General features: G+C 63.8%; 1 protein-coding gene. It reads left to right on the top strand.

The features are described 5' to 3' along the window. Positions 1 to 846, top strand: an 846-nt coding sequence (tnpC, locus tag ACM6JT_RS27120) for an IS66 family transposase (RefSeq protein ID WP_414857662.1), incomplete at its 5' end; no start/stop codon positions are given. Positions 847 to 899: the final 53 nt, after the last annotated feature.

The raw sequence follows: 899 nt of genomic DNA on the forward strand, positions 1-899 counted from the left end.
GGCGGCAAGGTTCACGGGGACGACACGCCACTGCCAGTGCTGGCGCCCGGCAACGGTCGCACAAAGACAGGACGCCTGTGGGTCTACGTGCGCGATGATCGGCCGAGCGCTTCCGAAGAGCCGGCAGCAGTCTGGTTCGCCTACACGCCCGATCGACGGGGCGAGCATCCCCAGCAGCATCTTGCAGACTTCACCGGCGTGCTGCAGGCCGATGCGTTTGCCGGCTATGCCGAGCTGTATCGCGGCGGCACCATCCAGGAAGCTGCCTGCATGGCCCACGCTCGCCGAAAGATCCATGATTTACATGCCGTCCGTCCTAATGCGGTAACGGAGGAAGCGCTGCACCGGATCGGCGCGCTCTACAAGATCGAGGAGCAGATCCGTGGCAAACCACCTGATGAGCGGCACAGTGTGCGCCAGGCGCGAGCGGTGCCGCTGCTCGACGACATGAAACGCTGGTTCGAAGCAACGCTCGCCACGCTCTCTGCAAAATCCGACACGACCAAGGCGATTCAGTACGCGCTGAATCGCTGGCCGGCGCTCATCTACTACTGCAGCGACGGGCGTGCGGAAATCGACAACCTGATCGCCGAGCGAGCACTGCGCGGCGTCGCCCTCGGCAGACGGAATTACTTGTTCGCCGGCGCCGACTCCGGTGGCGAACGTGCCGCCGCGATGTATAGCCTGATTGGCACGGCGCGCTTGAACGGCCTCGATCCCGAGGCGTATCTCGCCTACGTGCTCGAGCGCGTCGCTGACCATCCGATCAACCGCATCGACGAGTTGTTACCGTGGAACGTGGCGTCGTCGCTGCCCTCTACTGCCCACGTCGAGCCTATCCGATAGCATCGCGCTCCCGTCGTCAACGATCTACGCTACGGTGCTGGTCAAGTGCTTAC

The sequence above is a fragment of the Burkholderia sp. IT-111MI5 genome (assembly GCF_949752865.1).
Classification (GTDB): Bacteria; Pseudomonadota; Gammaproteobacteria; order Burkholderiales; family Burkholderiaceae; genus Burkholderia; species Burkholderia pyrrocinia_C.